Below are 22,780 nucleotides of genomic sequence, written 5' to 3' on the forward strand. Positions count from 1 at the left end.
GCGTCATGATGCGCTTGTCGCGCATCGACAACCCCGGTCGGCTCCAAATCGTGCCGAACAGGTGATCGACCGTCAGATCGAAATACGGGTCGCCCTCGATGTTCGGCATCTCCCAGCCGTAAACCTCGTTCATCTTCGCGAGGCCCTTGCTCCGCAACTCGTCCATTACGCCTCTTTCTCTGTGTGCGGCACTCCAAGGCCGGCCGCCAGTCGCTGGTAGGCCAGCTGGGCGAGTGGTAGATCGACCGACACCGCCTCACCCAACGCCAACGCCAGGCTGAGATCCTTCTCGCCGAGCCCGCGGGTGTGCAGGAACGGCTGATACAGGAAGTTGTCCGGATCGAGGTCGTTCATGTCTTCACGGACCATGATCGCCCCCGGGCCGCTGGTGAGGGCGTCGGTGTGGCGCACCACCCGTCCGAGCGCCTGCAGATCCAGCCCGGCGGCCTCGGCGAGTTTCATCGCCTCACATGCCGCCGCGTAGGAGGTGAACGTCAACATGTTGCGGGCCAACTTCATTCGGGTGCCCGCGCCCGGCTCGCCGGCGTGGATGACGACCGCCGCCCAGTGTTTGAACGCCGGCTTGATCCGCTCGTAGACCTCGCGGTCGGCGCCCACCATGGTCGCGAGCTCGCCTTTCGCGGCAGCGGCCGCGCCACCACTGACCGGCGCGTCGACGATGTGAATGCCCTGCTGTTTGAGTTCGCCGGCAAGTTCGGCTGCCGTCGTGTCGCTGATGGTCGAGTGGATCGCGATGACCGTTCCGGGCTTGGCGTGTGGCGCCAGCTCGCCGACAACCTCACGCACCTGCGCGTCGTCGAGCACGGTGATGTGGATGATGTCCGCGGCGGCCACGTCGGCGATGCTGTCGGCCAGGCTGGCGCCCTTCTCGGCCAGCGGAGTCATCGCCTCGGCACGGATGTCGTAAACGGTTACACCACCCGGCCATTCGGTCATCTTGGTGGCCATCGGGGCGCCCATGTTGCCCAGCCCGATGTAGCCGAGCGTCGGACTGTCAGTCATGACCGAATGACCTGTCCGCCGTCGACATTGAAGATCTGTCCGGTGATCCAGGAGGCCTCATCGGACAACAGGAACAGGCACATGCCAACCAGATCTTCTGGTGTTCCCATCCGGGAAAGTGGGAGCCCCTTGACGATGTCGTCGACGATCTCTTTGGGGGTGGTGGTCCGGTTGGCCTCCGTGTCGATCGGCCCTGGGGCGATCGCGTTGATCCGGATGTTCTGACCACCCAATTCGCGCGACAACTGCTGGGTGAGGCCGTTGACGCCGACTTTGGCCAGGCCGTAGAAATTCGAATACAGCCACGCCGCAGTGGATGACTGGTTGACGATCGCGCCGCCGCCGCGCTTGGCCATCTTCTTGTATACGGCGCGGGTACACCACAGCGCGCCATCGAGATTGACGCTCATGAACTTTTTGTAGTACTCGGGGTCGACGGTGATCAGAAAGTCGAGCTTCATGCCACCGAAGATCGCGGCGTTGTTGACCAGGTAGTCGATGCCGCCGAACTCGGACAGCGTGCGGTCGGCCATTTCCTTTGCCGACGCGGGGTCGGAGACGTCGACCGGAATGCTGATGGCGGTTCCGCCGTCCGCGACGATCTGCTTCGCCACTCCCTGCGCCGCTTCGGTGTTGATATCGGCGACGACAACCGCCGCGCCCTCCCGCGCCAGTGCCTCGGCGTAGGCCTGGCCGATGCCGCCGCCAGACCCGGTCACAATGGCGACCTTTTTGTCAAACCGCATGTTTTCCTCTCGAGGACGTCACTAGACCGCTGTCGCGATGGTTTTGATTTCCAGGTATTCCTCGAAACCTGCGAGGCCCATCTCGCGCCCGTTGCCGGACTGCTTGTACCCGCCGAAGGGCGCGTCCGCGGAGTACCAGACGCCTCCGTTGACGTTGACGGTGCCCACTCGCATTCCCGCTGCGAACTTGGCGGCTCGCTCCGGATCAGCACTGAACACGGTGCCCGACAACCCATACGGCGAATCGTTGGCGATACGAAGGGCGTCGGCGTCACCGTCGTGGGCGATCACGGTGAGCACCGGCCCGAAGATCTCCTCGCGGGCGGGTCTGGCGTCGTTGTCGAGTCCGGCGATGACGGTGGGCTCGATGAAGAACCCGGTGTCCCGGTCGGCCGGCCGGCCGCCGCCGCAGGCGAACGTTCCGCCCTCCGCGATCGCCAGGTCGAGGTAGCTCTGCACCCTGTCGCGCTGCCGCGCCGAAATGACTGGCCCGCAGACGGTTCCGGGCTTGTTGGGGTCGCCAGGCTTGATCGACCCCATGGTTCCTGCCGCGATCGCCACGGCCTCGTCGTATTTGGCCCGTGGCACGACGAGCCGGGTGGTGATCGCACAACCCTGCCCCGCGTGCATCGACGCGGTGAACGCCGATACCGAGCACGCGCCATTCAGATCCGCGTCGTCGAGCACGACGAACGCCGACTTGCCGCCCAGTTCCAGAAACACCTTCTTGAGCGTCACGGCCGCGTCGCTCATCACGCTGCGGCCGGTGGCGGTCGAGCCGGTGAACGAAACCATGTCCACCCGAGGGTCTTTGGCCAGCAGCGCCCCCACGCTGTGGTCGCTAGAGGTGATGACGTTAACGACACCCGGCGGGAAATCAGTGTGCTCGGTGATGATTTCGCCAAGCACCGCCGCACACCATGGGGTGTCCGGCGCGGGCTTCAGCACAACGGTGTTGCCGGCGGCGAGCGCCGGACCCAGCTTGGCCAGGTTGATCTGATGCGGGAAGTTCCACGGGGTGATCGCGCCAACCACGCCGACAGCCTCCCGCGCAACGGTTCGGCGGGTGGGGATTCCCATCGGCGATGCGTCACCGAGATCGGAGTTCCACTGGTAGTTCTCGGCGGTGTCGGCCGCGAAGCTCAAATCGCCGACCGGCCCTTCCAATTGGGCGGCGGCGGTCAGCATTCGTGGCGCACCGACCTCGGCGATGGTGATCTCGCGCAGTTCTTCGACGTGCTCGCGCATCGCGTCGCGCAGCTGCCGAATACACCGCACCCTCAGCTCGGTGTTGCGCGACCAGTCCGTGTCGTCGAAGGCACGGCGGGCCGCTTCAATCGCATGACCCATGTCCTCGGCGTCGGCATCAGCCGCCATACCCAGCACTTCTTCGGTGGCCGGATTGATCGTGGGAAAAGTGCCTTGGCTGCCGCTCGTCAGCTTGCCGTCGATGAGCAGCGGGCTCACGCCGTCGGCCAGCAATGCCATTCTTCGCCTCCACCGTTCGTCAGGATGGACACATGTCCGGAATAACCCAGTTGAACATAGTCTTCGCGCTGCTGAAAATGCAAGGGTGGGCTGGTCATGGCTGCCGTTCTTGGTTTGAATCAGCAGCTTTATCTGCTGTTTTCTAGAACGGTCTTGCCTCGTTCGGGATGCATCGGATAGCTTGGACAAGTGTCCAGCGACCCAGTCGTCACGATCACGCCCGACGCCGGCGGTCCGGCCCGGGATGTGCCACGCAACCGCCGACAAGAAGAGACCTTCCGCAAGGTCTTGGCCGCAGGTGTCGAGGTGCTGCGCGGGACGTCCTACGCCGACCTGACCGTGCGCGCAGTGGCGGCCCGCGCCAAGGTGGCCCCGGCCACCGCATACACCTACTTCTCGTCGAAGAACCATCTGATCGCCGAGGTCTACCTGGATCTGGTGCGACAGGTGCCGTACTTCACCGATGTCAACGAGCCGATGCCGACACGAGTGGACAAGGCGCTGCGTCACCTCGCGCTGGTGGTCGCCGATGAACCCGAGGTCGCCGCGGCGTGCACGACGGCGTTACTTGGCGGCGGCGGAGATCCCGCCGTGCGGGCGGTCCGCGACCGGATCGGTGCCGAGATCCACCGTCGCATCACCTCGGCCATCGGACCCGACGCCGAGCCCCGCATCGTGTCAGTCCTCGAGATGGCGTTCTTCGGCGCGCTGGTCAACGCCGCCAGCGGGGCCTACACCTATCACCAGATCGCCGACCACCTCGCCTACGCGGTCGGCCTCATTGTCAAAACGGAAGACTGATGACCCTTCAGATCGACAAGCCACGCCCGCCTTTTCTGGACCCTTATGACTACGACTTCCACGAGGATCCGTACCCGTACTACAAGAGGTTGCGGGACGAGGCGCCGTTGTACTGCAACGAGGAACTGGGCTTTTGGGCGGTGTCCCGGCACGCCGACGTACACCAAGGTTTTCGCAACAGCACCACGCTGTCCAACAAGTACGGTGTCTCGCTTGACCCAGCATCCAGGGGACCGCACGCCGCCAAGACCATGTCGTTTCTGGCCATGGACGATCCCGCGCACCTGCGGCTGCGGACCCTGGTATCAAAAGGCTTCACCCCCAGGCGCATTCGTGAGCTCGAGCCACGCGTCACCGAGATCGCGCATCAACACCTCGACATCATGGTGGAGAAAGCAGCCGACGGACTTGTCGACTACGTGAACGAGTTCGCCGGCAAGCTCCCGATGGACGTCATCTCCGAACTGATGGGGGTCCCCGAGCCGGATCGAGACCAGGTGCGCGCCTGGGCCGACGGCGTCATGCACCGCGACGATGGCGTCACCGACGTGCCGGCCGCCGCGGTCGAGGCGTCGATCAATCTGATCGTCTACTACCAGCAGATGGTCGCGGAGCGCCGCAAGAAGCCGACCGACGACCTGACGACCGCGCTGCTGGAGGCCGAGATCGACGGCGACCGCCTCACCGACGATGAAGTCCTCGGCTTCATGTTCTTGATGGTGATCGCCGGAAACGAGACCACCACCAAACTACTTGCCAATGCCGCATTTTGGGGCCACAAGAACCCCGACCAGTTGACCCCGGTCTACGCGGACCTCTCGCTGGTGCCGGCGTGGGTGGAGGAGACGTTGCGCTACGACACCTCCAGTCAGATCCTGGCCCGCACCGTCGCCGGCGAACTGACGCTCTACGACACCACGATTCCCGACGGCGACATACTGCTGCTGCTGCCCGGATCAGGGCACCGCGACGAACGCGCATTCGAGAATGCCGATGACTACGTGATCGGACGCGACATCGGTTCCAAACTATTGAGTTTCGGCAGTGGTGCGCACTTCTGTCTCGGCGCGCACTTGGCGCGGATGGAGGCCCGGATCGCCCTCACCGAGTTGTTCAAGCGAATCCGCGGCTATGAAGTGGACGAGGCAAATGCCGTCCGCGTCCACTCCAGCAACGTCCGCGGGTTCGCTCACCTACCGATGACCATGGAGGTCGGCTGAATGCCCCGCTTTGAACCCCTGCCCGAACGCCGGCCGGCCATCGTGGCCGGCGCCTCCTCCGGCATCGGTGAGGCCACCGCGATCGAACTCGCCGCACACGGCTTCCCGGTCGCCCTGGGTGCCCGCCGGGTAGAGAAGCTCGACGACATCGTCGGCAAGATCAACGCCGACGGCGGCGAGGCAGTCGGCTTCCATCTGGACGTCACCGATCCGAACTCAGTCAAATCCTTTGTTGCACAGTCGATAGACGCACTCGGCGATATCGAGGTCCTGGTGGCCGGCGCAGGCGACACCTACTTCGGCAAGCTCGCCGAGATCACCACCGACGAGTTCGACTCACAGCTGCAGATCCACCTCGTCGGCGCCAACCGGCTGACCGGGGCGGTGCTGCCGGGCATGCTCGACCGTCAGCGTGGCGACCTGATTTTCGTGGGCTCCGACGTGGCACTGCGCCAGCGGCCGCACATGGGTGCTTACGGCGCGGCCAAGGCTGCGCTGGTCGCGATGGTCACCAACCTGCAGATGGAACTCGAAGGCACCGGCGTGCGGGCGTCAATCGTGCACCCCGGCCCCACCAAGACAGCGATGGGCTGGAGCCTGCCGGCCGAGAAGATCGGCCCCGCGCTGGAGGATTGGGCCAAGTGGGGCCAGGCCCGCCACGACTACTTCCTACGCGCGGCGGACCTGGGACGGGCCATCACGTTCGTCGCCGAGACACCGCGCGGTGGATTCATCGCGAACATGGAGCTTCAGCCCGAAGCCCCGTTGGCCGACAACAGAGATCGCCAGAAACTCGCTCTCGGTGAAGAGGGGATACCAGGACAGTGACCACTGCCATCGTGCCGCGGGTTTCCGGTGGCGCCGAAGAACACGGCCATCTCGAGGAATTCCGAACCGACCCAATCGGTTTGATGCAACGGATCCGCGACGAATGCGGCGACGTCGGCTGGTTCCAGCTCGTCGACAAGCACGTCATCTTCCTGTCGGGCGCCGAGGCCAACGAGTTCTTCTTCCGCTCCGCCGACGAGGATCTCGACCAGGCCGAGGCGTACCCGTTCATGACGCCGATCTTCGGTAAAGGCGTGGTGTTCGACGCCAGCCCCGAACGCCGCAAGGAGATGCTGCACAACTCCGCGCTGCGTGGCGAACAGATGAAGGGCCACGCCGTCACCATCGAGGGCGAAGTCAAGAAGATGATCGCCGACTGGGGCGACGAGGGTGAGGTCGAGCTGCTCGACTTCTTTTCCGAGTTGACCATTTACACGTCGACAGCCTGCCTGATCGGCCTGAAATTCCGCGAACAGCTAGATCACCGGTTCGCCGAGTACTACCACGAGCTGGAGCGCGGCACCGATCCACTGTGCTACGTCGATCCATATCTTCCGATCGAGAGCTTCCAGCGCCGCGACGAGGCGCGCGTGAAACTGGTTGCGCTGGTTCAGGAGATCATGAACGACCGGATCGCCAACCCGCCCACCGACAAGGCCGACCGCGACATGCTCGACGTGCTGGTGTCGATCAAGGACGAGGAGGGCAATCCCCGGTTCTCCGCCGACGAGGTCACCGGGATGTTCATCTCGCTGATGTTCGCCGGGCACCACACCAGTTCCGGCACATCGGCCTGGACGTTGATCGAGTTGATTCGTCATCCCGAGGCCTACGCCGAGGTACTCGCCGAGCTCGAGGAGCTGTACTCCGATGGCCAAGAGGTGAGTTTCCATGCGCTGCGGCAGATTCCCAAGCTGGACAACGTGGTCAAAGAGACCCTGCGGCTGCATCCGCCGTTGATTATTTTGATGCGGGTGGCCCAGGGCGAATTCGAGGTGCAGGGCTTCCCGATCCACAAGGGTGACTTCGTCGCGGCCTCCCCCGCGATATCGAACCGGATCCCTGAGGACTTCTCCGAACCGCACGCCTTCAACCCCGACCGGTACAACAAGCCCGAGCAGGCCGACATCGTCAACCGGTGGACCTGGATCCCGTTCGGCGCCGGCCGGCACCGTTGCGTCGGAGCCGCGTTCGCGCAGATGCAGATCAAGGCGATCTTCTCGGTTCTGTTGCGCGAGTATGAGTTCGAGATGGCGCAGCCCGCCGACAGCTACCACAACGACCACTCCAAGATGGTTGTGCAGCTGGCCCGGCCGGCGAAGGCGCGCTACCGCCGGCGTAATGGGAGTTGACGATGGGATACCGGGTCGGAGTCGACTTGGATTTATGCCAAGGCCATGCCATGTGCGAGCTGGAGGCACCGGACTACTTTCGGGTGCCCAAACGCGGAAAGGTCGAGATCCTCGACGCCGAACCCCCGGACGAGGCCCGCGATGAAGTCGAACGGGCGGTCGAAATGTGCCCTACCCAAGCCCTATTGATCCAAGAAGATTAAGGAGACTGGCTTAAAATGTCTAAGGCGTCACACTCCCGCGAAAAACTCGAGGCATGGGTCGACCGTTGGCTGCAGGCCAACAAGGACTGCGAGAAAGCCGGCGACTGGCGACCGCTGGGCGACTTCTACGCTCCCGAGGCGACCTACGGCTGGAATATCGGCCCTAAGGAAGACGTGATGTGCGTCGGGGTCGACGAAATCCGCGACGTCGCGCTGGGCCTGGAGATGGAGGGCCTGGAGAACTGGGTGTACGAGTACCAGAAGGTCCTGATTGATGACAAGCAGGGCGAAATCGTCGGCTTCTGGAAGCAGATCGTCAACAAGACCGACGGCAGCCAGGACGAGATCTACGGCATCGGCGGCAGCTGGTTCCGCCTCAACGACGACGAGCTCATCGAGTGGCAGCGCGACTTCTTCGACTTCGGGCACGTCGCGAAGATGTTCGGGAACCTGATCGAATCCGGCGACCTCAGCGACGGGATGCAGAACCGCATCGCGCGCAGCGTGGCCGGTGAGAAGCTGCCCGGCTACTACCCGCTGGGGCAGGCTCCAGTCCCCATCTGGTGATCTCATCCGGCTCCCCCGGTGACCCGGATCACCCGCTGTCCTACACTCAACCAAGCGGTTGCTTGCGTGGAGCTCGGGCCGTGCTAAACCGACGTTCAATGACGAAAGCAGGTTCAGGGTGAAGACCAAAGGCGCGCTGATCTGGGAGTTCAACCAGCCGTGGTCGATCGAGGAAATCGAGATCGGCGATCCCCAAAAGGACGAAGTCAAGATCCAGATGGAAGCGGCCGGCATGTGCCACTCCGACCACCACCTGGTCACGGGCGGCATCCCGATGGGCGGCTTCCCGGTTCTCGGCGGGCACGAGGGTGCCGGCATTGTCACCGAAGTCGGCCCCGGCGTTGAGGACATCGCACCGGGCGACCATGTGGTGCTGTCGTTCATCCCGTCCTGCGGCCACTGTCCGACCTGTCAGGCCGGCATGCGCAACCTGTGTGACCTCGGCGCCGGGCTGCTCAACGGCGCGGCGGTATCCGACGGCACGTTCCGGATCCAGGCCCGCGGCCAGGACGTCTTTCCGATGACGCTGCTGGGGACGTTCTCGCCATACATGGTTGTGCACAAGAGTTCGGTCGTGAAGATCGACCCGTCGGTGCCGTTCGAGGTCGCCGCCCTGGTGGGCTGCGGCGTGACCACCGGCTACGGCTCAGCGGTCCGCACCGCCGACATCCGGCCGGGTCAAGACGTGGCGATCGTCGGCGTCGGCGGCGTCGGTATGGCAGCGCTGCAAGGCGCCGTCACCGCCGGCGCGCGCTACATCTTTGCGATCGACCCGGTCGAGTGGAAGCGCGACCAGGCCCTGAAGTTCGGCGCGACGCACGTCTACCCCGACATCTTCGCCGCCATGGGCGGAATGATGGAAGTGACCTACGGCCTGATGGCCCACAAGGTGATCGTCACGGTCGGCGAGCTGCACGGCGCTGACGTCGACAACTACCTGATCCTGACCCAGAAGGGCGGCACCTGTGTGCTGACCGCCATCGGCAGCCTGGTGGACACCAACGTCACCCTGAACCTGGCGATGCTGACCCTGATGCAAAAGAACTTGCAGGGCACCATCTTCGGTGGCGGTAACCCGCAGTTCGACATCCCCCAGCTGCTGTCGATGTACAAAGCCGGCAAGCTCAACCTCGACGACATGATCACCCGCCAGTACAAGCTGGAGCAGATCAACGACGGCTACAAGGACATGTTGGACGGCAAAAACATTCGCGGCGTCATCCGCTACACGGACGCCGACCGGTAAACGCGATGTCGGCCGAAACCGCTGAAAAGTCACCCGCGCTGGCCGCTTCCCAGTCGTCGTGGCGCTGCGTCCAGGCCCACAACCGGGAGGGCTGGCTGGCCCTGATGGCCGACGACGTGGTGGTCGAAGATCCGATCGGCAAGTCCATCACCAACCCCGAGGGCACCGGCGTGCGGGGCAAGGACGGCGTCGCCGAGTTCTACGACACCAACATCGCCGCCAACCAGTTGCAGATCACCTGCGAGGAAACGTTTCCGTCCAGCGACCCCAACGAGGTCGCGCATATCTTGGTGCTGCGCAGCAAGTTTGACAACGGAATCACCAGCAGCGTGCGAGGCGTGTTCACCTACCGCGTCAACGACGCCGGGTTGATCGCGAACATGCGCGGCTACTGGAACCTCGAGATGATGACCTTCGGCAACGACGAGTGACCTCGCTGCTCGCCGGCCGCGGCGCGATCGTGGTCGGCGGGTCGCGAGGCATCGGCGCGGCTGTCGCGGCGTTGTTGGCAAAGCACGGTGCCGGTGTGGTGGTCAACGGCCGAGACGCCGACGCTGCCAACTCGACCGCGGAAGGCATCACTGCCGCCGGCGGGCGTGCCGTCGCCCATCCCGGTTCGGCGTCGGATCAGCAGATCGCAGAATCGTTGGTGGACGGGTGCATTGACGAGTTCGGCGGCATCCACATCCTGATCAACTGCGCCGGCATCGCCGAACCGCCGGGCTCGTCCATCCTCGATATCAGCTCGGTGCAGTTCGCCGAGTTGCTCGACGCGCATCTGGGCACGGTGTTCGCCACCTGCCGGGCCGCCGCACCCAGGATGGTCGCGCAGGGCGGCGGCAGCATCGTCAACAGCGGCTCGTTCGCGTTCCTGGGTGACTACGGCGGCACCGGCTACCCGGCCGGCAAGGGCGCGGTCAACAGCCTCACGCTGGCGATCGCCGCCGAACTGAAAGAACATGGCGTACGGGCCAATGTGGTGTGCCCCGGTGCCAAGACCCGGTTGTCCACCGGGCCGGACTACATCGCCCACATCACCGATCTACACCGCCGAGGATTGCTCGACGAAGTCTCCATGCGGGGTTCACTGGACGTCGCAGGACCGGACTACGCCGCGCCGACCTACGTCTATCTGGCCAGCGATCTTGCCAATCATCTCACAGGTGAAATCTTCGCTGCCTCAGGCGGTTTCGTGGGCCGATTTCCCAAGGCGACGCCGGGCCTGATCGGGTACCGCGACCATCACGACGCACCGCCATGGTCGGTGGACGAGATTTCCGCGCTACTCGACGGCGGCGCTGCCTAGGCGTTCGTAGCACAACCTATGCTGAAGCGATGGCGCGCGTCGGCGACGATGCGGAGCGAAGCGATGAGAAGGAGCGGCGCCAATGACTTCTATCTTCACCAAGATCATCAACGGCGAACTGCCCGGCCGGTTCGTTTACGAGGACGACCAGGTCGTTGCCTTCTTGACTATCAATCCGATGACCCAAGGACACACGCTGGTGGTGCCGCGAGCCGAGATCGATCAGTGGCAGAGCATCGACCCGCCGGTGTTCGGCCGGATCATGTCGGTCGCCCAGTTGATCGGTAAAGCCGTCATCAAGGCGTTCGAGGCTGACCGGGCCGGGGTGATCATCGCCGGGCTCGAGGTGGCACACCTGCACGTCCACGTCTTCCCGGCGAAGAGCCTGAGCGATTTCGGCTTCGCCAACGTCGACCACAACCCGTCCGCCGAATCCCTCGACGAGGCGCAGGCGAAAATCAAAGCGGCACTTGCCGAGTTGAGTTAACGGCTGGCCGATCCTGCCTTTGCGGGCACGTCTGCGATACGCGGCAGGCTGACGTAGAAGCGGCACCCCTGCCCGAGCGCCGTGGTGACGTTCACGGTTCCACCGTGGGCGTGGACCAGTGAATCCACAATCGACAACCCCAGACCACTACCGCCGCTGCTACGCGCGCGCGACGAGTCGGTGCGATAGAACCGCTCGAATACCCGCTGTGCGTCTTCCCGACTCATGCCTGGACCTTCGTCGACGACCTCCAGGATCGCGTCTTCCGCGCTGGTGCCGACCCGCACGATGATGTCCGCGCTTTCCGGGGTGTGCTGCAGGGCGTTGGTCATCAAGTTGCCGAGAACCTGACGGAGCCGGGCCTCGTCGCCCAACACCTCGGGCGTACCGGGACCGTCTACCACGTCGATCGTGATCGTTCGATTGGGCGACACCGCACGCGCGTCGTGTACGGCATCAGTGGCCAGCGCCAGCAGATCCACCAGTTTGCGCTCGATCGGGCGTTGGGCGTCCAGCCGGGCCAGCAGCAGCAGGTCGTCGATGAGCAGACCCATCCGGCGGGACTCGCTTTCGATCCGCGACATCACCATCTCCATGTCGCGCGCGGCGCCCTGTCGGTACAACTCGGCGAAACCGCGCATGGTGGTCAACGGTGTTCGCAGTTCGTGGCTGGCGTCGGTGATGAAGCGACGCATCCGGTTCTCGGAGCTGAGCGCCTTTTGCGCTGAGGCTTCCGATGACGCCAGCGCCTGCTGAATCTGAGCAAGCATCCCGTTGAGCGCCGCGGAAAGCCGGCCGACTTCGGTTCGCGAATCACGTTCGGGGATACGGCGATCCAGCTGACCGGCGGCAATCGCGGCGGCGGTCTGTTCGACCTCCGTCAACGGTCGCAGACTTCGGTTCACCACCCACGAACCAGCCAATCCGAGGACCAGCAGGACGGCCACCCCGATGCCGAGTTGCAACCAGGCCAGCGAACGAACGGTGTGCTGGATCTCGGACAGGTCATAGGCCACGGTGACCAGTCGATTGGGCCCGTGCACGGACACCACTCGCCATTGCACACCGGATTTGTCGACCGATCCGACAGTCTTCGGCTCGGGCCCGACATCGTTGTTGGCCGGCAAGATGGGTTCGGCGTGCCGGTCGTTGATGACGATCCGACCTTTCCCGTCCGAAGTCACGCTGCGCACATAGAAATTCGACGGCGGCCGGTCAAGGTTCGCCCCGTGTGGCACCTTCAGCGCGCCTTTCGGCGCCTGCGCCCAGCCACGAGATGCCTCCTCCAGCGTCTGGTCGGCCCGCTGGATCAGGTGCTGGCGCAGGATCGAGGTCACCGCGATGCCCGACGCTGTCAGGCCACACGCGACCAGCAGCAGAGTGGCCGCGACGAGCGCAACGCGCAGCGGCAGTTCGACCCGAAATTGGCGCGGCATCGGCGGTTAGCGAGGCTCCCGCAGCACATAGCCGACTCCACGCAGCGTATGAAGGAGGCGCTTCTCACCGGTGTCGACCTTGCGACGCAGATAGGACACATAGGACTCGACCACGTTGACATCGCCGCCAAAGTCGTAGCGCCACACGTGGTCCAGGATCTTCGGTTTGCTCAACACAGTGCCCGCGTTGATCACGAAATAGCGCAGCAGGGTGAACTCGGTGGGCGACAACGAAACCGGTTCGCCGGCCTTCCAGACTTCATGGGTGTCCTCGTCGATTTCGATGTCGGCGAAGGTCAGTCGTGCATTGTGGTTCTCGGTGACGCCTTTTCCGGTGCGGCGCAGTATGACTCGCAACCGGGCGACGACCTCTTCCAGGCTGAAGGGCTTGGTGACGTAGTCGTCGCCGCCGAGGGTCAGCCCGGCGATCTTGTCCTGCAACGAATCACGGGCGGTAAGGAACAATGCGGGCGCGTCGATGCCATCGGCGCGCATCCGGCGCAGCACTCCGAAGCCGTCCATGCCAGGCATCATCACGTCGAGGATTACCGCGTCCGGCTTGACTTCGCGGGCCAGATCGAGCGCCGATGCGCCATTAGTCGCGGTATAGACCTCGAAACCCTGAAATTTGAGGCTGACCGACAGCAGCTCGACGATGTTGTCTTCGTCGTCGACGACGAGAACCCGTGCCTCTGGTGCTGCTTCTTGCATTGCTGCTGACATGGAATCAATTCCCTCGCACTTAGCTAAAAGAACCCTGCAAGCTGGCTGTGCTGAGGCTGAGAGTTCGGTGCCAGGCTGATACCGGCCAATGACCACGGGATATGCCCCGCCCTGAATAGACTCGGGGGATGAATATCGGCAAGAGCCTGGTAAGCCTCGCCACCGCGCCGGTGCGAGTCGGACTGGCCGCCGCCGACGCGGGTGTGGGTCTTGCGACGTCCGCGCTTGGGATGGCACACCGAACCCTGGGCGAGACGGGTACGTCGAGCGGATCCAATGCAGTCGCGCACATGTTGGGCATCGACGATGCGATTACCCGGGCCAACCGGCTGGCCCGGTTACTGGACGACGACGCGCCACTCGGGCGCGCCATTGCCAATGACGGACCGGTCGATCGGTTGCTGCGGCCGGGCGGAGTCGTCGACATGCTCACCGCGGAGGGCGGCCTGCTCGACCGGCTGACCGCCGAGGGTGGCGGACTCGAGCGCGCTCTCAAGCCGGGCGGGCTGGCGGATCAGCTGGTCGCCGACGACGGGCTGATCGACCGGCTGCTCGCCGAGGACGGGCTGGCCGATCGGCTGCTGGCCGACGGCGGCCTGATCGACAAGCTGACCGCCCGCAACGGGCCGCTGGAGCAGCTGGCTGCCGTCGCCGATACCTTGAGCCGGCTCGCGCCCGGGATGGAGGCGCTGGAGCCGGCCATCGCGACGCTGCAAGACGCGGTCATGTCGCTGACCATGGTGGTCAACCCCCTGAGCAGCATCGCTGAGCGGATTCCGCTGCCCGGCCGTCGTCCGAGCCGGCGTTCACCGACCCGGACGGTGCGCTCACAGCGGGTCATCGACCACGAGAACTCGGCCCACGACGAGTGAGCCGTTAGGCTGGCCGGGTTAAAACCAGCCTCCTTAGCTCAGTGGTAGAGCACTCGCCTTGTAAGCGAGCGGTCGTCAGTTCAATCCTGACAGGGGGCTCTGCATCGTCAGAGGAGCTCCCATGACCTATCGCCGTCTCGGGTGGGCGCTCGGTGCCATGTTGGTGGCTGCCGTCGCCCCGCTTCCGGCTCACGCCGATCCATCGGTGCCGCCGGGTCAACCCGTGAAGTGTGTGAGCAACACCCAAAAAGGCAAGCAGGTCCTGGTTCCCTGCGATCTGCTCAACGCCGGCGCCAACTTTCCGCCGGGGTACCGTTGCCCTCCTCCGCTCGAGCAGTACCCGAAGGATGTGGCCGACTGGTGTGGTGAAGGACCAGGCCTTGGAGCCACGCCCCCGGGCGCTGCACCTCCGACGAGTCCGACCAGCCCTACGACTCCACCGACCCCAACGAGCCGTCCGACGCCGACGAGTCCAACGACCCCAACGACACCGACGACACCGACGACTAGCCGGTGAGGGCGCGTTCCATGAAGTGGTCTACCTGAGCCGGCGAGCTACAGCGCTCACCTTGTAAGCGAGCGGGCAACGGACTGGGTTGCTTTCGACTCAACCTGGGCTTAATGGGCACAGCCTTTACCCGGTCAACTTACGTTGGCCTGCGGTACTGTTGTCGCAACTGTAAGTTCCACAGGAACAGTGGGAGATCACCTTGACTGCGTTGAGCGAAGGCACTCAGTGATAACCAAGGGAGCCCTGGTCTGGGACTTCAATCAGCCGTGGTCGGTCGAGGAAATCGATATCGGCGAGCCCCGGAAGGGTGAGGTAAAGGTCCAGCTGGAAGCTGCGGGTCTGTGTCATTCCGATCATCACGTGGTGAGCGGCGACATCCCGATGGCGTCGTTCCCCATGCTCGGTGGCCACGAAGGCGCCGGCGTCGTCGTCGAGGTAGGCGAAGGTGTCGACGGACTTGCTGTGGGTGACCACGTCGCAGCGTCGTTCATACCGTCGTGTGGCAAGTGCCCCTCCTGCCGCGCAGGCGAGACCAATCTATGCGACGTCGGGATGGGCCTGATGGCGGGAACAGCCGTCTCCGACGGCACCTTTCGAGTCCAAGCCAAGGGCCAGAATGTCTACCCGTATGCGTTGCTGGGTACCTTCGCGCCGTATGTCGTGGTCCATCAGACTTCACTGGTGAAGATCGACCCCGCGGTACCTTTTGAGATTGCGGCGCTCGTCAGCTGCGGTGTGACAACGGGATTCGGATCGGCAACGCGAGCGGCTGAGGTTCGACCTGGTGACGATGTTGTCGTCGTCGGCATAGGCGGCGTGGGTACAGCCGCTGTGCTCGGCGCGGTGCATTGCGGTGCGCATCGGATCTTCGCCGTCGACCCCGTCGAATGGAAGCGCGATCAGGCAGTCAAATTCGGTGCTACACACGCTTATCCCGACATCGACACCGCACTCATGGCGGTCGCAGAAATCACTGGTGGCCGAATGGCTCGCAAAGTGATCATCACCGTCGGTAGGTCCGACGGCGCGGACCTCGATAAATACGTTTCCGTCACCGCCAAGGGCGGAACGTGCGTCATCACAGCGATGGGCAGCGTCGTGGAAACCGATACGACATTGAACCTGTCGCTGTTCGCGCTGCTGCAGAAAAGATTGCAAGGCACCATTTTCGGGGGCGGCAACCCCCAACACGACATCCCGTTACTCCTATCGATGTACCAGTCCGGCAGGCTCAACCTCGACGACATGATCACCCGCCGCTACCGCCTCGAACAGATCAACGAGGGCTACTCAGATATGTTGGAGGGCCGCAATATCCGGGGTGTCATCTGTTATACCGACGCCGACAGGTAGCGCGAAGGTGGACACATTCGTGCAATCGACTATCGATCCGGCGAAAGAAGGACGGCCTGACGTCGATCTGGCCGACGGCGCTTTCTACGCGGGTGATTCGCGGTCGGTCTACAAGTGGATGCGGACCAACGAACCGGTCTTTCGGGATCGCAACGGCTTGGCCGCGGCAGCGACCTATCAGGCGGTGATCGACGCCGAGCGCGCACCCGAATTGTTCTCCAACGCCGGTGGTATCCGGCCGGACCAGGACGCGCCGCCGATGATGATCGCCATGGACGACCCGGGACATCTGTTGCGGCGCAAGCTCGTCAACGCGGGCTTTACCCGCAAGCGCGTGAAGGACCGGGAATCATCGATCGCGACGCTGTGCGACGTGCTCATCGACGCGGTGTGCGAACGCGGTGAGTGCGACTTCGTCTGGGACCTCGCGGCTCCGCTACCCATGGCGGTGATCGGCGACATCCTCGGCGTACTCCCCGATGAACGAGAGACGTTCCTGCAGTGGTCCGACGACATGATGAACTTTTTGAGCAGCACGACTGAGCAGACGGACTTTCAGGTCAGTGTCGACGCGTTCGCCGCCTACGCCGACTACATGACGAGCATGATCACCGCTCGCAAGGCGGAGCCCACCGATGACCTGGTGAGTGTGCTGGTGCACGCGGAGGTGGAGGGCGAAAAGCTGGCTGACCACGAGATCATCAACGAGGTCTTGCTGCTGTTGATCGGCGGCGACGAGACCACCCGGCACACCCTGTCCGGCGGCACCGCGCAACTACTGCGCCATCCAGAGCAGCACCAGCGATTAGTGAACGACTTGACGCTGTTGCCCAACGCGATAGAAGAGATGCTGCGCTGGACGGCGCCGGTGAAAAACATGGCCCGCACGATGACCGCCGACGCCGAGTTTCACGGCACGCATCTCGAGCAGGGCGAGAAGATCATCCTGCTGTTCGAGTCAGCAAATTTCGATGAGACAGTGTTCGGCGACCCGCAGAACTTCCGCATCGATCGATATCCCAATAACCACTTGGCATTCGGCTTCGGTACCCATTTCTGCCTGGGCAATCAGCTAGCGCGATTGGAGCTGTCCATGATGCATGAGCGGCTGTTGCAGCGCCTTCCTGACATGCGGCTGGCGTCAGAGGAGCCACTGCCACTGCGGCCGGCCAACTTCGTCAGCGGCCTGGAAAAGATGCCGGTCACATTCACGCCGACAGAGCCTGCCGGTGATTGACCGCAGGCTGTAGCGTCTACTTTACAGGTCATCGGCTTTTTGTAACGATACAGCAGTGAGTAGGGTCGTGTCGGTCTTCGGCTTGGCGGCGCACCTGGCCCGCGGCATCCAGCGAATAGCGACCGATGCCGTCATCGGTCGCCTGCGCTCGTTGCCGCGATCGATCAACGAGCTTGACGCCCAAGCACTCTCGACGATCGTGGGCCGACGGGTCACATCCGTGTCGGTAATCGGTGGCGACGCCGGGACGTCATCGCGAGCCCGGCTGGCATTGACCGGCGACGGCGTCCCCGCCTCGGTGTTCGTGAAGATGCCCGCCGAAACCGTCGCCACCCGACTGATGGGCGAACTTGGCCGGCTCGCGCACACCGAAGTCATGTTCTATCGCGAGTTGGCGCCGCGACTGACCGGCCTGCCCACCTCGTACGGGTCGGCGTTTGACCCAGTAACCGGTCGCTTCGTGCTCGTCCTGGAAGACCTCGCGGTCGATAACTGCGTGTTCCCCGACACCCTGCATCCGCTGGACGAAGACCAGGCGAGCGCGATCGTCGAGCTACTCGCACGGCTGCACGCGGCATTCTGGGAACGCCTGCCCATCAACGGGAGTCGCGGTCCGCTCGGATGGGTGTACTCCGCGTCGGGCGACCACACCTCGTTGCTGACCGGACCGCTGCTGAACACGTCGGCCCGTCGCATGGCCGAGCGAACCGACATCGGAGTCGAAGACGGTCGCTTCATCATCGACAACTACCGCACTGTCGCGGAAATCATTGACCGACAACCGAACACCGTGACCCACGGCGACGCGCATCCCGGGAACGTCTACTTCCGCAACGGCGAGGCCGGATTGCTCGACTGGCAGGCGGTTCGCCGCGGGCACCCCGGACGGGAATTGGCATACACACTGATCACCGGCATGACCACCGCCGACCGCCAAGCCCACGAACGCGACCTTCTCGCCGTCTACCGGCATGCCCTGGCCGCTGCCGGCGGCCCCGAACTCGATGCCGATGAACTCTGGTTGCGCTACCGGCAGGGCGCGCTGTATGCCTACGTCGCACCCCTGATCACCGCCGGAATGGGCGGCATGCAGGACGAAAGCATTGCGCTGGAAGGCGTTCGACGCGGAGTGGTCGCACTGACCGATCTGGAGACCGTCGCTGCACTGAAACAGTCCCTGGCGTCGTAGATTCTCTAACCATGCGGATGACGGTTCTCGGCAGCGGTGGATGGATTCCCACCAGCTCCCGTCAGACGAGCTGCTATCTGGTTACCTCTGGGACCGAGGCATTGGTACTCGACGCCGGAACCGGTTTAGGCGCATTGCACATCGACCCGTCCCTTCTCGACGGCATCGAGACAGTGATCTTGGTGCTCAGCCACTTTCACCTCGATCATGTGACCGGCCTCGGGTTCGTCAGTGCGCGCGCGCTGGGCGGCCGGGAACTCACGATCGCCGGACCGGGTTCGATGGCGTACGGCCGGCCCACCCGCTCGATCGTGGAAGATCGGCTTCTCGCCTCCCCGTTCCAGACGACCTCGCCGCTGGTATCGGCGCGCTGGGCAGAGCTGAGCTGGGACAGCTTGAGCTTCGCCGGCCACGAAATCCAGACGTGGGAGCAGACCCGCCACCCCTTGCCGTCGGCCGGTTTCCGCGTCGGAGACCGTCTCGCCTATTGCACCGACACCGAGTTCGATCCGGAAACCATCCGACACGTGGCGGGTGTGACGACGTTGCTGCACGAAGCGTGGGAACCCACCCACGCCGAGCGCGGCCACACCTCCGGTGAGGAGGTCGGCACCATCGCCGTCGAAGCCGGTGTGTCACGCCTACTGATCACCCACAACCATCCCCTGCCGGGTGTGCCCGAGCGCACCGCTGCGGCGGCACAGACCCGCTTCGACGCCACCGGATCGGCCGCCGACGGGGCAATTCTGGAGCTCTGAAGGCACGATTTGGCCACAATTGGTACGCCCGCCCCGAAACGATGAGGATGCGCATCGCCACAGATCAGCGTGTTTTTGACCTTGCCGTCAAAATATTGCGGTTACCTGGCTCACACAACGATCCTTATCAAGCTGCCGCATACTAGACGGCACGTACGAAACAGCGCACATACATTCCATCCCCGGGTGAGGCGCGAACCCCGAAAGCCGAGATTGTGGTGGGAGACCTGCAGCGATCCAGCGCTAAGCATCGCCATCGGGCGGCGTCGACGAAACCTCGACGCCGCGGGTGGGTGCATGCCACCTGGACGCTGGTGGCGGTGGCCGCGCTGCTGGCCACCGGATCGGGCTACTGGATGGCGCACGGCGTGCTGAGCGGGATCACCGTCTCGCAGGCCCTGGGTTCGGAGGACCCCAAGTCCAACGGGAACGGGATGAACATCCTGCTGATCGGGCTCGACTCCCGGAAAGACCAGAACGGCGACGACCTGCCTTGGAGCCTGCTGAAGCACCTGCATGCCGGCGATTCCGATGACGGCGGCTACAACACCAACACGTTGATCCTGGCCCATGTCGGCGAGGACGACCGGGTGTCAGCGTTCTCCATCCCGCGTGACGACTGGGTGTCGTTCAACGGCGTGCCCGGCTATAACCACATCAAGATCAAAGAGGCCTACGGGCTCACCAAGCAGTATGTCGAGCAGAAGATGATCGACAAGGGTGTGAGCGACCAGAAAGAGCTGGAGACCAAGGGGCGTGAAGCCGCCCGCGCCGCGACGTTGAAGGCAGTGCGGAAGCTGACCGGGGTGCCGATCGATTACTTCGCCGAAGTCAACCTGGCAGGCTTCTACGACTTGGCCAAGAGCCTCGGCGGCGTCGATGTCTGCCTCAAGCACGCTGTCTACGACGACTACTCCGGTGCCGACTTCCCGGCGGGGCCCCAGACGCTAGACGCCGAGCAAGCGTTGGCGTTTGTCCGGCAGCGCCACGGCCTGGAAAACGGCGACCTGGACCGGACGCACCGTCAGCAAGCCTTCCTCTCGTCGGTCATGCACCAACTTCAGGACGCGGGCACCTTCACCAACCTCGGCAAGTTGAAGGGCCTGATGGCAGTCGCACGTAAGGACGTGGTGCTGTCGTCGGGCTGGGACGAGGACATGTTCCGCAAGATGGGTGCGCTGGCCGGCGGTTCGATCGAATACCGCACGCTGCCGGTGGTGCGCTACGACAACATCAACGGTCAAGACGTCAACATCGTCGACCCCGCGGCGATCCAGGCCGAAGTGTCCGCCGCTTTCGGGACTTCGTCGGCGTCCACGACCACGACCACTTTGGGCGTCCCTAATCCGTCGACGGTCGTCGACGTGGTGAACGCCAGCAGCGTCGGCGGTCTGGCTACGAAGGTTGCGCGCACGCTGAAGCACGACGGCTACACCACCGGCGCGATACGCGACCGGGTCAAAGGTGAACCCAGCTCCACCACAATCGAATACGCGCCCGGTGCCGACTCCGACGCACGTGAAGTGGCGAGCCTGCTGGGCATCGATGCACCCGACAAGCCGAACCGCACACTGCAATTCGGGCACATCGAGGTCGTCGTCGACGACAACTTCTCGGTGCCCGCCCAAGACGAATCCGCTACTGAATCCACCTCGCCGACATCGATTTACGGCAGTTACGGGTGGCAATACAGCACGACCACCACCTCCACCGATCCGACCCCCGACCGGGGTGCACCGATCGGCGGCGGTGGCGTGCCCTGCGTCAACTGATCTACTTGCGCAGCAGGAAAGCGAGCACTGCGCTTTCGAACGCCTCTTTCGCCTCGATCATCGCCCAGTGGCCGCAGTTCGGGAATACGTGCAATTCGGCATTGGGGATGGTGCGCATCGGGAGCAGCGCCATATCCAGTGGACTGACGCGGTCGTCGCGGCCCCAGGTGATCAAGGTCGGCGCCTGTACCCGGTGCATTACCGCCCACGGTTGCGGACCTTTGGATGACTCCATGGCCTTCATCATCTGAGTGAAGGCTTCCTTGCTGTACATCCGCCGCGCGCCTGCCAGCGTCTGCGGATCGGTGGCATGGTTCCAGCGTTCCTCGATGAGTTCCTCGGTCACCGTTGCCGGGTCGTAGACCATCGAATGCAGCCATCGGATCAGTCCGTCGCGGCTGGGTTCCTCGGTGAACTCTTGTAGCAGCCGGATACCTTCCGGGGGGCCGGGAGTCAGGATGTTGCGGCCGATACCACCGATGGTCACCAACCTGCGGACCTGTTCGGGGTGAGCGATTGCGAAGTTGATCGCAACGCCGCCGCCCATCGAGTTGCCAACGATGTCAACCGTTTCCAGGCCGAGGGCATCGACGAAGCGCACCACCGCGTCCAGTGCGGTGATCATCGGGTGGCCGCCGAAATCGTCGCTGACACCGAATCCGGGAAACTCCAGAACCAGACAACGGAAGAACTCGGCGAACGTGCCCAGCACACCACGGAAGTTGCGCCATCCCGTGACCCCCGGGCCGGATCCGTGTAACAGCAACAACGACGGACCGTCGGTAGGACCGGCTTCGTGGTAGCGCAGAACGCCAGCGTCGGTGGTGATTTCACGAAGCGTGCTTTCGTAAGTGAAATCGGCTGTCACGCGTGTGTTCCGCCGTCGATGCGGATTTCGGTGCCGGTGATGAACGCCCCGTCATCGGAGACCAGCATCGCGATCACCCCGGCCACCGCCGACGGGGCAGCCATGCCGGCACCGCTGGATTCTTCCGAGGTCGGCATGATCGGCATCAACCTGGTGAACAAGCCCCAATCCGCGTCTTGCGGAATGTATCCGCCCGTCGCATCGGTGATTCCGGACTTGATGCTTCCGGGTGCCACGCACACCGCGCGCAGTCCTTTGCTTGCGTATTCGAGCGCCAGTGCATGGGTGAAGGATTGAACCCCGCCCTTGCTGGCCGCGTAGGCCGCCATGTAGGGATGGGCGAACGACGCTGACGTCGAGCTGAAATTGACGATGGCGCTGCGGGGATTCTGCAACAGTGCCGGCAGCGTCTCGCGGACCACCAGGAAGGTTCCGGTCAGGTTGACCCCGATGATTTGGTTCCACAGATCCAGACCCATCTGTTCGGTGTGCACGGCACGCAGGATTCCGGCCGCGTTCACCACCGAATCCAGGCCGCCCAGCGAGTCCACCGCCGAGCGCACACCGTCGACCACCGATCGCTCGTCGGCGATGTTCATCTCGAGCGTGGTCAGGCGCTCACCGCCGCCGGCCTCTTGGGCCTGGGCGCGGGTCTTGTCCAGCCCGTCCGCCGCGACGTCGGCCGCGACGACGGCGGCGCCCTCATCGAGCAGTCGCAGCGCGGTCGCCTGGCCGATGCCCGATGCCGCACCGGTCACCAGGATCCGGTTGCCTGCTAGTCGCTTCATCTGTGC

23 protein-coding genes, 1 tRNA gene and 1 pseudogene are annotated in these 22,780 nt (G+C 64.0%); 17 read left to right on the forward strand and 8 right to left on the reverse strand.

The window, feature by feature from the left end:
• The 4 genes and pseudogenes from WAN02_RS19370 to WAN02_RS19385 form a co-directional block, all read right to left on the reverse strand.
• Positions 1-166, reverse strand: a pseudogene (locus tag WAN02_RS19370) (carboxymuconolactone decarboxylase family protein); the annotation flags it as partial.
• The gene (locus WAN02_RS19375; RefSeq protein WP_422265857.1) at positions 166-1,023 is read right to left on the reverse strand and encodes an NAD(P)-dependent oxidoreductase; all 858 of its coding nucleotides are present in this window, start codon (positions 1,021-1,023) and stop codon (positions 166-168) included. The gene WAN02_RS19375 and the pseudogene WAN02_RS19370, both read right to left, overlap by 1 nt.
• Positions 1,020-1,769 (reverse strand): SDR family oxidoreductase, encoded by a 750-nt coding sequence (locus tag WAN02_RS19380; protein ID WP_422265858.1) that lies wholly within the window; start codon positions 1,767-1,769, stop codon positions 1,020-1,022. Before WAN02_RS19380 ends, WAN02_RS19375 begins: the two co-directional genes overlap by 4 nt.
• 21 nt (positions 1,770-1,790) lie before the next feature.
• A complete protein-coding gene (locus tag WAN02_RS19385; RefSeq protein WP_422265859.1) occupies positions 1,791-3,257 on the reverse strand; it encodes an aldehyde dehydrogenase in 1,467 nt (488 codons plus the stop codon).
• A 189-nt stretch (positions 3,258-3,446) separates the two neighbouring features.
• Here WAN02_RS19385 and WAN02_RS19390 point away from each other — a divergent pair, with 189 nt between their 5' ends.
• The 10 genes from WAN02_RS19390 (at position 3,447) to WAN02_RS19435 (ending at position 11,267) form a co-directional block, all read left to right on the forward strand.
• Positions 3,447-4,058 (forward strand): TetR family transcriptional regulator, encoded by a 612-nt coding sequence (locus WAN02_RS19390; RefSeq protein WP_422265860.1) that lies wholly within the window; start codon positions 3,447-3,449, stop codon positions 4,056-4,058.
• A complete protein-coding gene (locus WAN02_RS19395; protein WP_422265861.1) occupies positions 4,058-5,278 on the forward strand; it encodes a cytochrome P450 in 1,221 nt (406 codons plus the stop codon). Before WAN02_RS19390 ends, WAN02_RS19395 begins: the two co-directional genes overlap by 1 nt.
• Positions 5,279-6,106, forward strand: coding sequence for an SDR family oxidoreductase (locus tag WAN02_RS19400; RefSeq protein ID WP_422265862.1), 828 nt, complete (start codon positions 5,279-5,281; stop codon positions 6,104-6,106).
• Entirely contained in the window at positions 6,103-7,458 is a 1,356-nt protein-coding gene (locus WAN02_RS19405; RefSeq protein ID WP_422265863.1) for a cytochrome P450, read from the forward strand. The genes WAN02_RS19400 and WAN02_RS19405 overlap by 4 nt, the downstream gene beginning before the upstream one ends.
• A gap of 2 nt (positions 7,459-7,460) precedes the next feature.
• Complete coding sequence (locus WAN02_RS19410) at positions 7,461-7,661, forward strand: ferredoxin (protein ID WP_422265864.1); 201 nt, start codon at positions 7,461-7,463, stop codon at positions 7,659-7,661.
• A gap of 15 nt (positions 7,662-7,676) precedes the next feature.
• Positions 7,677-8,228: a nuclear transport factor 2 family protein gene (locus WAN02_RS19415; RefSeq protein WP_422265865.1), complete on the forward strand. Its 552-nt coding sequence runs from the start codon at positions 7,677-7,679 to the stop codon at positions 8,226-8,228.
• Between the two features lie 118 nt (positions 8,229-8,346).
• Positions 8,347-9,474, forward strand: coding sequence for an NDMA-dependent alcohol dehydrogenase (locus WAN02_RS19420; RefSeq protein ID WP_422265866.1), 1,128 nt, complete (start codon positions 8,347-8,349; stop codon positions 9,472-9,474).
• A gap of 5 nt (positions 9,475-9,479) precedes the next feature.
• Entirely contained in the window at positions 9,480-9,905 is a 426-nt protein-coding gene (locus WAN02_RS19425; protein WP_422265867.1) for a nuclear transport factor 2 family protein, read from the forward strand.
• Between the two features lie 26 nt (positions 9,906-9,931).
• A complete protein-coding gene (locus tag WAN02_RS19430) occupies positions 9,932-10,780 on the forward strand; it encodes an SDR family NAD(P)-dependent oxidoreductase (protein WP_422265883.1) in 849 nt (282 codons plus the stop codon).
• A gap of 82 nt (positions 10,781-10,862) precedes the next feature.
• Positions 10,863-11,267, forward strand: a complete 405-nt coding sequence (locus WAN02_RS19435; protein WP_422265868.1) for an HIT family protein — start codon at positions 10,863-10,865, stop codon at positions 11,265-11,267.
• Here the strand turns inward: WAN02_RS19435 and WAN02_RS19440 are convergent.
• Together WAN02_RS19440 and WAN02_RS19445 are read right to left on the reverse strand one after the other, a co-directional pair.
• Positions 11,264-12,703, reverse strand: a complete 1,440-nt coding sequence (locus WAN02_RS19440) for a sensor histidine kinase (RefSeq protein ID WP_422265869.1) — start codon at positions 12,701-12,703, stop codon at positions 11,264-11,266. The two genes, WAN02_RS19435 and WAN02_RS19440, sit on opposite strands and share 4 nt — an antisense overlap.
• 6 nt (positions 12,704-12,709) lie before the next feature.
• Positions 12,710-13,426, reverse strand: a complete 717-nt coding sequence (locus tag WAN02_RS19445; RefSeq protein WP_422265870.1) for a response regulator transcription factor — start codon at positions 13,424-13,426, stop codon at positions 12,710-12,712.
• A 128-nt stretch (positions 13,427-13,554) separates the two neighbouring features.
• Here WAN02_RS19445 and WAN02_RS19450 point away from each other — a divergent pair, with 128 nt between their 5' ends.
• The 7 genes from WAN02_RS19450 to WAN02_RS19480 all read left to right on the forward strand — a co-directional run bounded on the left by WAN02_RS19450 (position 13,555) and on the right by WAN02_RS19480 (position 21,118).
• Positions 13,555-14,298: a hypothetical protein gene (locus tag WAN02_RS19450; RefSeq protein WP_422265871.1), complete on the forward strand. Its 744-nt coding sequence runs from the start codon at positions 13,555-13,557 to the stop codon at positions 14,296-14,298.
• Between the two features lie 27 nt (positions 14,299-14,325).
• Positions 14,326-14,397 (forward strand) — tRNA-Thr (locus WAN02_RS19455).
• A 637-nt stretch (positions 14,398-15,034) separates the two neighbouring features.
• Entirely contained in the window at positions 15,035-16,162 is a 1,128-nt protein-coding gene (locus WAN02_RS19460) for an NDMA-dependent alcohol dehydrogenase (protein WP_422265872.1), read from the forward strand.
• A 19-nt stretch (positions 16,163-16,181) separates the two neighbouring features.
• The gene (locus WAN02_RS19465; protein ID WP_422265873.1) at positions 16,182-17,399 is read left to right on the forward strand and encodes a cytochrome P450; all 1,218 of its coding nucleotides are present in this window, start codon (positions 16,182-16,184) and stop codon (positions 17,397-17,399) included.
• A 55-nt stretch (positions 17,400-17,454) separates the two neighbouring features.
• On the forward strand, positions 17,455-18,588 hold the full coding sequence (locus tag WAN02_RS19470; protein WP_422265874.1) for a phosphotransferase: 1,134 nt from the start codon (positions 17,455-17,457) through the stop codon (positions 18,586-18,588).
• Between the two features lie 11 nt (positions 18,589-18,599).
• Positions 18,600-19,346 (forward strand): MBL fold metallo-hydrolase, encoded by a 747-nt coding sequence (locus tag WAN02_RS19475; protein WP_422265875.1) that lies wholly within the window; start codon positions 18,600-18,602, stop codon positions 19,344-19,346.
• Positions 19,347-19,573: 227 nt separating this feature from the next.
• A complete protein-coding gene (locus WAN02_RS19480; protein WP_422265884.1) occupies positions 19,574-21,118 on the forward strand; it encodes an LCP family protein in 1,545 nt (514 codons plus the stop codon).
• Position 21,119: 1 nt separating this feature from the next.
• On the opposite strand, the gene WAN02_RS19485 is transcribed toward WAN02_RS19480, so the two are convergent.
• On the reverse strand, positions 21,120-21,986 hold the full coding sequence (locus WAN02_RS19485) for an alpha/beta fold hydrolase (protein ID WP_422265876.1): 867 nt from the start codon (positions 21,984-21,986) through the stop codon (positions 21,120-21,122).
• On the reverse strand, positions 21,983-22,774 hold the full coding sequence (locus WAN02_RS19490) for an SDR family NAD(P)-dependent oxidoreductase (RefSeq protein WP_422265877.1): 792 nt from the start codon (positions 22,772-22,774) through the stop codon (positions 21,983-21,985). The genes WAN02_RS19485 and WAN02_RS19490 overlap by 4 nt, the downstream gene beginning before the upstream one ends.
• Between the last annotated feature and the right edge of the window lie 6 nt (positions 22,775-22,780).

This window comes from Mycobacterium sp. (assembly GCF_049281135.1).
Taxonomy (GTDB): Bacteria; Actinomycetota; Actinomycetes; order Mycobacteriales; family Mycobacteriaceae; genus Mycobacterium.

Excerpts from the sequence above, each read along its gene's own strand:
- WAN02_RS19380 (WP_422265858.1), bottom strand. The coding sequence starts at position 1,769 with ATGCGGTTTGACAAAAAGGTCGCCATTGTGACCGGGTCTGGCGGCGGC.
- WAN02_RS19425 (WP_422265867.1), top strand. The coding sequence starts at position 9,480 with ATGTCGGCCGAAACCGCTGAAAAGTCACCCGCGCTGGCCGCTTCCCAG.
- WAN02_RS19450 (WP_422265871.1), top strand. The coding sequence starts at position 13,555 with ATGAATATCGGCAAGAGCCTGGTAAGCCTCGCCACCGCGCCGGTGCGA.
- WAN02_RS19385 (WP_422265859.1), bottom strand. The coding sequence starts at position 3,257 with ATGGCATTGCTGGCCGACGGCGTGAGCCCGCTGCTCATCGACGGCAAG.
- WAN02_RS19445 (WP_422265870.1), bottom strand. The coding sequence starts at position 13,426 with ATGTCAGCAGCAATGCAAGAAGCAGCACCAGAGGCACGGGTTCTCGTC.
- WAN02_RS19375 (WP_422265857.1), bottom strand. The coding sequence starts at position 1,023 with ATGACTGACAGTCCGACGCTCGGCTACATCGGGCTGGGCAACATGGGC.
- WAN02_RS19440 (WP_422265869.1), bottom strand. The coding sequence starts at position 12,703 with ATGCCGCGCCAATTTCGGGTCGAACTGCCGCTGCGCGTTGCGCTCGTC.
- WAN02_RS19475 (WP_422265875.1), top strand. The coding sequence starts at position 18,600 with ATGCGGATGACGGTTCTCGGCAGCGGTGGATGGATTCCCACCAGCTCC.
- WAN02_RS19395 (WP_422265861.1), top strand. The coding sequence starts at position 4,058 with ATGACCCTTCAGATCGACAAGCCACGCCCGCCTTTTCTGGACCCTTAT.
- WAN02_RS19400 (WP_422265862.1), top strand. The coding sequence starts at position 5,279 with ATGCCCCGCTTTGAACCCCTGCCCGAACGCCGGCCGGCCATCGTGGCC.
- WAN02_RS19410 (WP_422265864.1), top strand. The coding sequence starts at position 7,461 with ATGGGATACCGGGTCGGAGTCGACTTGGATTTATGCCAAGGCCATGCC.
- WAN02_RS19435 (WP_422265868.1), top strand. The coding sequence starts at position 10,863 with ATGACTTCTATCTTCACCAAGATCATCAACGGCGAACTGCCCGGCCGG.
- WAN02_RS19490 (WP_422265877.1), bottom strand. The coding sequence starts at position 22,774 with ATGAAGCGACTAGCAGGCAACCGGATCCTGGTGACCGGTGCGGCATCG.
- WAN02_RS19415 (WP_422265865.1), top strand. The coding sequence starts at position 7,677 with ATGTCTAAGGCGTCACACTCCCGCGAAAAACTCGAGGCATGGGTCGAC.